A 6,652-nucleotide genomic window follows, 5' to 3' on the forward strand; every position below is an offset into this window, starting at 1 on the left:
ATCATAACGGATCCTGTAAACGCAGATTTGCGGCAGTTATTTGCTTATCAAGTGGGTTCCGTTTTTTTCCACGCTTTCCTTCACTTCCCAGTGCCTTCCGCTTCCTCCGGTACCCTCACGCACTGATCCAAAGAACACATAGAAGGCACGGAAATTTGTTCCCTTTCTCATCCGCCGAGTGCCGCTTGCAAAGCTTCCTGGATTGTGGAGACGCCGATCACTTGAATCTCTTTTGGCGGCGTCCACCCGCCCATATTATTTTTCGGGATGATCGCCCGCCGGAAACCAAGTTTTGCCGCTTCCTGGACGCGCTGCTCAATCCTGGACACCCGCCTGACTTCCCCCGTCAGCCCGACCTCTCCGATAATGCAGTCATCCGCATTTGTCGGCTTGTCGCGAAAACTGGATGCCACGCTGACAGCAACTGCCAAATCCACTGCCGGTTCATCCACTTTCAGGCCGCCGGCGACTTTTAAATAAGCATCCTGGTTCTGAATCAAAAGACCGGCCCGTTTTTCAAGCACCGCCATAATCAGCGTGACACGGTTATAGTCAATCCCGGATGCCATCCGCCGCGGCATATTGAAAAACGTCGGGGCCAACAGCGCCTGGATCTCGACAAGGACCGGGCGCGTCCCCTCAATGGAAGCCACCACGGTAGAACCGGCTGCACCTTTTGTCCGTTCTTCCAGAAAAATTTCGGAAGGGTTCTGGACTTCTTCCAAACCGGATTCTTTCATTTCCAAAATCGCAATTTCATTCGTCGAACCAAAGCGGTTTTTGACCGCCCTTAATATCCGGTAGGCGTTATGGCGTTCACCTTCAAAATACAGGACCGTATCCACCATATGTTCAAGCACGCGCGGACCGGCAATGGAGCCTTCTTTTGTCACGTGGCCGACAATGAAGATGGCCACGTTTTTTGTTTTTGCCGTCCGCATCAGCTGTGCAGTCGTTTCCCTCACTTGCGACACACTGCCCGGCGCAGACTGGATTTCCGGATGGTAAATCGTCTGGATGGAATCAATGACAACAAAGCCGGGATTCAGTTCATCTATCGCCTGCTGGATCACGGAAAGGTCCGTTTCCGGCAGCACATAAAGATGGTCGGTATGGATGTTTAACCGATCCGCCCTTAACTTCGTCTGTTTCGCCGATTCCTCCCCGGAAATATACAGTACATTTAACCCGTGCTTTGCCAGTTGTGATGACACTTGCAAAAGCAGCGTTGATTTGCCGATCCCGGGATCCCCGCCGATCAAAACAAGTGATCCGGCAACAATGCCGCCTCCGAGGACACGGTTCAGCTCTCCAAAATCCACTTTTGTCCTTTTTTCTTCTTTAGACTCTATAGACGTAATAGGTGCCGCTTTGGTTTCATTTCCAGGCTCCGGATGTAAAAAAAAGCCCCTCCGTTTTGGCGTCTCCGCTTCCTCCACCATCTGGTTCCACTGGCTGCATTGCGGGCACTTTCCCATCCATTTTGGCGACTCGTAGCCGCAGTTTTGGCAAACAAACTTCACGGTTTTTTTTGCCATCTTAAACCCCTTTCCCTCATATCTATGTGTATAAGTGTAAACAAAGTATCTTGAAATTGAATTAAAATCGTATAAGAAACCGCCACATAGGTTGAAAGAAACATTACTCCTTCTTTATGTGTTGCCAGAAGCAATGTTATCCTAATCGCCATTGATTTTGGCGCGAAATTTTATATATGTGAAAAAAAGGGTACAATCGCCAAAACCATTGTACCCTTTCCTGCTTTCGGCATTAAGAATTGGACGATACAGCTTCCGACTCTGCCACACTGGCAAAAGTAAATTCGCCGTCTTTTACATCGACCAATACCTTTTGCCCTTCTTTTATATTGCCTTTCAGCATTTCTTCCGAAAGGCGGTCTTCGATGTTTTTCTGAATCGATCTGCGCAGCGGCCGCGCGCCGTATTCCGGATCGTAGCCTTTTTCCGCCACTTTTTCTTTTGCGGCATCCGTCAGCACAAGTTCGATATGATGCTCTTTTAACCGGTCCGACAATTCTTTCGCCATCAACGTGACAATTTCGTTCAACTGTTTCTTCTCGAGCGAATGGAACACAATGGTTTCATCAACACGGTTCAAAAACTCAGGCCGGAACGCTTTTTTCAGTTCCTCGAGCACTTTGTCCTTCATGTCTTTATAATCGGCCTCGACGGTATCCTGAATGGTGAACCCGACGCTCTTGTTGCGTTTTAAAGCATCTGCGCCGACATTCGATGTCATGATGACAATCGTATTGCTAAAATCAACCGTGCGGCCCTTGGAATCGGTCAGCCGGCCGTCATCCAGTACCTGGAGCAAAATGTTGAACACATCCGGGTGCGCTTTTTCAATTTCATCAAGCAGCACAACCGAATACGGTTTTCTCCGTACCTTTTCCGTCAGCTGCCCGCCTTCTTCAAAACCGACATATCCAGGCGGCGAACCTACGAGGCGGGAAGTCGAATGTTTCTCCATGTATTCGGACATGTCGATCCGGATCATGGCATCCTCATCGCCGAACATCGCTTCCGCAAGCGCCCGCGCCAGTTCTGTTTTTCCGACCCCTGTTGGCCCGAGGAAAATGAAGGAACCGATCGGGCGTTTCGGATCTTTTAATCCTGCCCGTGCACGGCGGACTGCTTTCGCCACTGCAAGTACCGCTTCTTCCTGCCCGATCACCCGGGAATGAAGGATCTCTTCAAGGTGCAGAAGCCTTTCCGTTTCGGTTTGTGCCAGTTTCGTCACCGGAACTCCCGTCCAGCTCGAAACAACAAGCGCTATATCATCGACTGTGACTTCACTGTTTTCCTGGCCTTGTTTTGCCTTCCAGTTTTTCTTCGTTTCCTCCAGCTGTTCGCGCAGTTTCTGTTCGGTATCCCTTAACGCAGCCGCTTTTTCAAATTCCTGGCTCTGGACGGCCGCATCTTTTTCCTTGCGTACCTCTTCCAGTTTCAATTCCAGTTCTTTCAAATTCGGCGGCGTTGTAAAGGAACGAAGACGCACTTTCGATCCGGCTTCATCGATTAAGTCAATCGCTTTATCCGGCAGGAACCGATCTGCGATATAGCGGTCCGAAAGTTTTACAGCGGCTTCGATCGCCTCATCGGTAATCGAGACGCGATGGTGTGCTTCATAGCGATCGCGCAGCCCTTTTAAAATCTGGATCGACTCATCAATCGTCGGCTCATCGACCTGGATCGGCTGGAACCTTCTTTCCAGTGCAGCATCTTTTTCAATATATTTCCGGTATTCATCCAGTGTTGTAGCCCCGATGCACTGCAGTTCGCCGCGGGCAAGCGACGGTTTTAAAATATTGGAAGCATCAATGGCTCCTTCCGCACCGCCGGCCCCAATTAAGGTATGCAATTCATCGATGAAAAGAATGATATTACCGGCCTGGCGGATTTCATCCATGACTTTTTTCAGGCGGTCTTCAAATTCGCCACGGTATTTTGTACCGGCCACAACCGTACCCATATCAAGCGTCATAACCCGTTTGTCACGCAGCGTTTCCGGCACTTCATTATGCACAATTTGCTGGGCAAGGCCTTCTGCAATGGCCGTTTTCCCAACGCCCGGTTCCCCGATAAGGACAGGGTTGTTTTTTGTCCTCCGGCTCAGTACTTCAATGACGCGTTGAATTTCTTTGCTGCGCCCGATTACAGGATCAAGGGAATCTTCCCGTGCGATCGCTGTTAAATCGCGGGCCAGACTGTCCAGTGTCGGTGTGCTGACGCTGGCCGCCGAACCGCCCTGTACGGACGCTTCACTGTTTCCCAATAATTGGAGCACCTGTTGCCTTGCTTTATTTAAGCTAACGCCGAGATTTGTCAGCACGCGTGCCGCCACGCCTTCACCTTCACGGATCAGCCCGAGGAGGATATGTTCCGTTCCAACATAGGAGTGCCCGAGTTTTCTCGCTTCATCCATTGACAGTTCAATCACTTTTTTGGCCCTTGGCGTGTAGTGGATCGTTTGGGAAATTTCCTGGCCGTTCCCGATCAGGGTTTCCACTTCTTCCTGGATTTTTTCGGCGCTTAAACCCAGGCCGTACAGCGCTTTTGCCGCGATGCCTTCCCCTTCGCGGACAAGTCCGAGCAAAATATGTTCCGTTCCGATATTGTTATGTTTCAGGCGGATTGCTTCTTCCTGGGAAAGGGCCAGCACTTTCTGGGCTCTCTCTGTAAATCTTCCAAACATCATCTGTCATTCCTCCTGTTCATTTGGTCTCCTCAAGCCTCAAACGTTCTCTTATCAGTGTAGCCCTCCGGATATCCCTTTCATACGGGCTGAGCGCTCTTCCGGCATAAAGCTGTAAAAAACCCGGCTGCATTAAAATCATCAATTCATTTAAAATTTGTTTCGAAATGTTTTGAATATAGCCCAGATCAATTCCCAGCCGGACATCGGACAAACAACGGGCCGCTTCTTTTGTTTCAATGATCCTGCTGTTTTGCAGGACACCGAGCGAACGGTAAACCCTGTCTTCTAATTGTATGTTTGAAGTCTGCACCAATGCTTCCCTTGCCGATCTTTCCTGTGTAATGATCTGCCGGATGACACTGGTTAAATCCGAGACAATATTGTCTTCCGATGTTCCGAGTGTCACCTGGTTGGAAATTTGAAAAATATTTCCGATGGCTTCGCTTCCTTCGCCATATATTCCTCTTACCACCAAACCAAGCTGATGAATCGCCGGAATGATTTGTTTAATTTGCTGTGTCAGCACAAGTCCCGGCAAATGCATCATGGCCGATGCGCGGATGCCCGTTCCGACATTTGTCGGGCAGCTGGTTAAGTAACCGAGCGTTTCATCAAAAGCATAATCGACCCAATTTTCAAGCAGGTCATCAAGCTGATTGGCTTTCTGAAGCGTTTCATGCAATTGAAGCCCTGGAGAAAGACATTGTATGCGTAAATGATCTTCCTCATTTATCATAATACTAATATCTTCGCCGCTTGACAAAATAACTGCCCCGTCACCCGCTTCTTCGGCAAGTTGCGGGCTAATCAGGTGTTTCTCCACAAGCACCCTTTTTTCGAGCGGTTTTAATTCGTCCATTTTTAAAAATTCAGCCTGCATTTCAGCCGGAAAATGATTTCGGGCGATATCCTGGATTGTTTTCATAATTTCCCTTGCTTCCTCGCTGGTAAACAAGGACGGGAACCGGTAATTTTTTAAATTTCTTGCCAGACGAACCCGTGTCGTCAGCACAATTTCCGATTCAGGCCCTTGCTCGTTCATCCAGGAGCTGGACGCTTTGTGCAAAAAATGTTCTAAAGACATTATTGTTCCCCTCCTTTTGCTTGAGAAGAACCTTCAAGTGCGCGAATTTGATCGCGGAGTTCTGCTGCTTTTTCAAATTCTTCCTGGCTGATGGCTTCCTGCAACGCCGCCTTTAATTCCTGCAATTTTTTCTTTGTATAAATGGCACCGCCAATCCGTGCAGGTATTTTTCCTTCATGCGCAACGTTGCCGCCATGAAGGCGCTGCAAAATCGGAACAAGCTGGTGCTGAAACGTCTCATAGCAATGCGGGCAGCCTAACCGGCTTGTGTTTAAAAACTGGTTCAATGTCATCCCGCAATGGTTGCAGCGAAGCACATCCGGGTCAGGTGCTGTTTCCTGTTTGAAAAGTTGGATGGCCGGATCAAAATTAAAAAGGCCCGCGAGCAGATTATCGAAGGAAAAGGTTTTCCCCCAATCCGATGAAAACTTTTCCCCCTTCTCCTGCGCGCACTTCTCGCAAAGATGGAATTCCGTTTTCACACCGTTTATAATTTTAGTAAAATGCATCGTTGCCGGCCTTTCATTGCATTCCTGGCAAATCACGGCATACTCACCTCTATTGTTACTTGTATTTTAAGGTCGTTAACATCGATTTCAACATTCTGGCACGCAGTTCATCCCGTTCCGGCAACTGGATGTAGAGCACGGAGCGGTCCATCACGCTGAGCATGATTTTTGCCTCCCGCCTTGAGATCACCTCTTCTTCAACGAGGCGGAGAATGATGGCTTCCGCATTCGACTGGGAGATGACATTGCCGATATGCACAAGCAGCTGGTCAATCAGTTCCGCATCGCTTTCAGGCCGCACTTTCATGATTCGGATATAGCCGCCGCCGCCCCTTTTACTTTCAACAATATACCCTCTTTCAATCGTAAACCGCGTATTGATGACATAATTAATTTGTGAGGGGACACATTGGAACTTATCGGCAATCTCATTGCGTTTTATTTCAAGGATTTCTGTTTCATTCAGCTCCAGAATCCGTTTCAAATATTCCTCTATGATATCCGATATATTTTTCATCAAAGCCACCTCCTGACACCTTCTTTTGACTTTGACTATATTTGACTTTAATTATACAGGATTCCTTACAGAAAATGCAACTAGGAAAACTGCCCCTTTTTTCAGCATTTCTGTTTGGGGAGACAATCGGATGTTCACGGACCACCCGATGGGACTGCGTGTGCAGCGAGCGGTAAAGATTAACCCAGACAGATTGCGGGTGCGGGTTCATTGGAGGTCAAGCGCTTTGAAAAGCTTTTACTGCTACGGCAGGACAAATTAAAAAGCCCTTGTGTCTGCGGGGACTATTTTTATGCTTTTATTGTTTCTGACATCCAAAAA

At 48.4% G+C, this 6,652-nt stretch carries 5 protein-coding genes; all 5 read right to left on the reverse strand.

What is annotated here, in order from left to right; genetic code table 11:
- Positions 1–167: 167 nt before the first annotated feature.
- Complete coding sequence (gene radA, locus P9687_RS06830; RefSeq protein WP_035182978.1) at positions 168–1,538, reverse strand: DNA repair protein RadA; 1,371 nt, start codon at positions 1,536–1,538, stop codon at positions 168–170.
- 232 nt (positions 1,539–1,770) lie between these two features.
- Positions 1,771–4,221 (reverse strand): ATP-dependent protease ATP-binding subunit ClpC, encoded by a 2,451-nt coding sequence (gene clpC / locus P9687_RS06835; protein WP_014096528.1) that lies wholly within the window; start codon positions 4,219–4,221, stop codon positions 1,771–1,773.
- A gap of 16 nt (positions 4,222–4,237) precedes the next feature.
- Entirely contained in the window at positions 4,238–5,305 is a 1,068-nt protein-coding gene (locus P9687_RS06840; RefSeq protein ID WP_014096529.1) for a protein arginine kinase, read from the reverse strand.
- Positions 5,305–5,850: a UvrB/UvrC motif-containing protein gene (locus P9687_RS06845; RefSeq protein WP_014096530.1), complete on the reverse strand. Its 546-nt coding sequence runs from the start codon at positions 5,848–5,850 to the stop codon at positions 5,305–5,307. Before P9687_RS06845 ends, P9687_RS06840 begins: the two co-directional genes overlap by 1 nt.
- A 19-nt stretch (positions 5,851–5,869) precedes the next feature.
- On the reverse strand, positions 5,870–6,331 hold the full coding sequence (locus tag P9687_RS06850) for a CtsR family transcriptional regulator (protein ID WP_328228661.1): 462 nt from the start codon (positions 6,329–6,331) through the stop codon (positions 5,870–5,872).
- Between the last annotated feature and the right edge of the window lie 321 nt (positions 6,332–6,652).

The sequence above is a fragment of the Weizmannia sp. CD-2023 genome, from assembly GCF_036225245.1.
Taxonomy (GTDB): Bacteria; Bacillota; Bacilli; order Bacillales; family Bacillaceae_C; genus Weizmannia; species Weizmannia faecalis.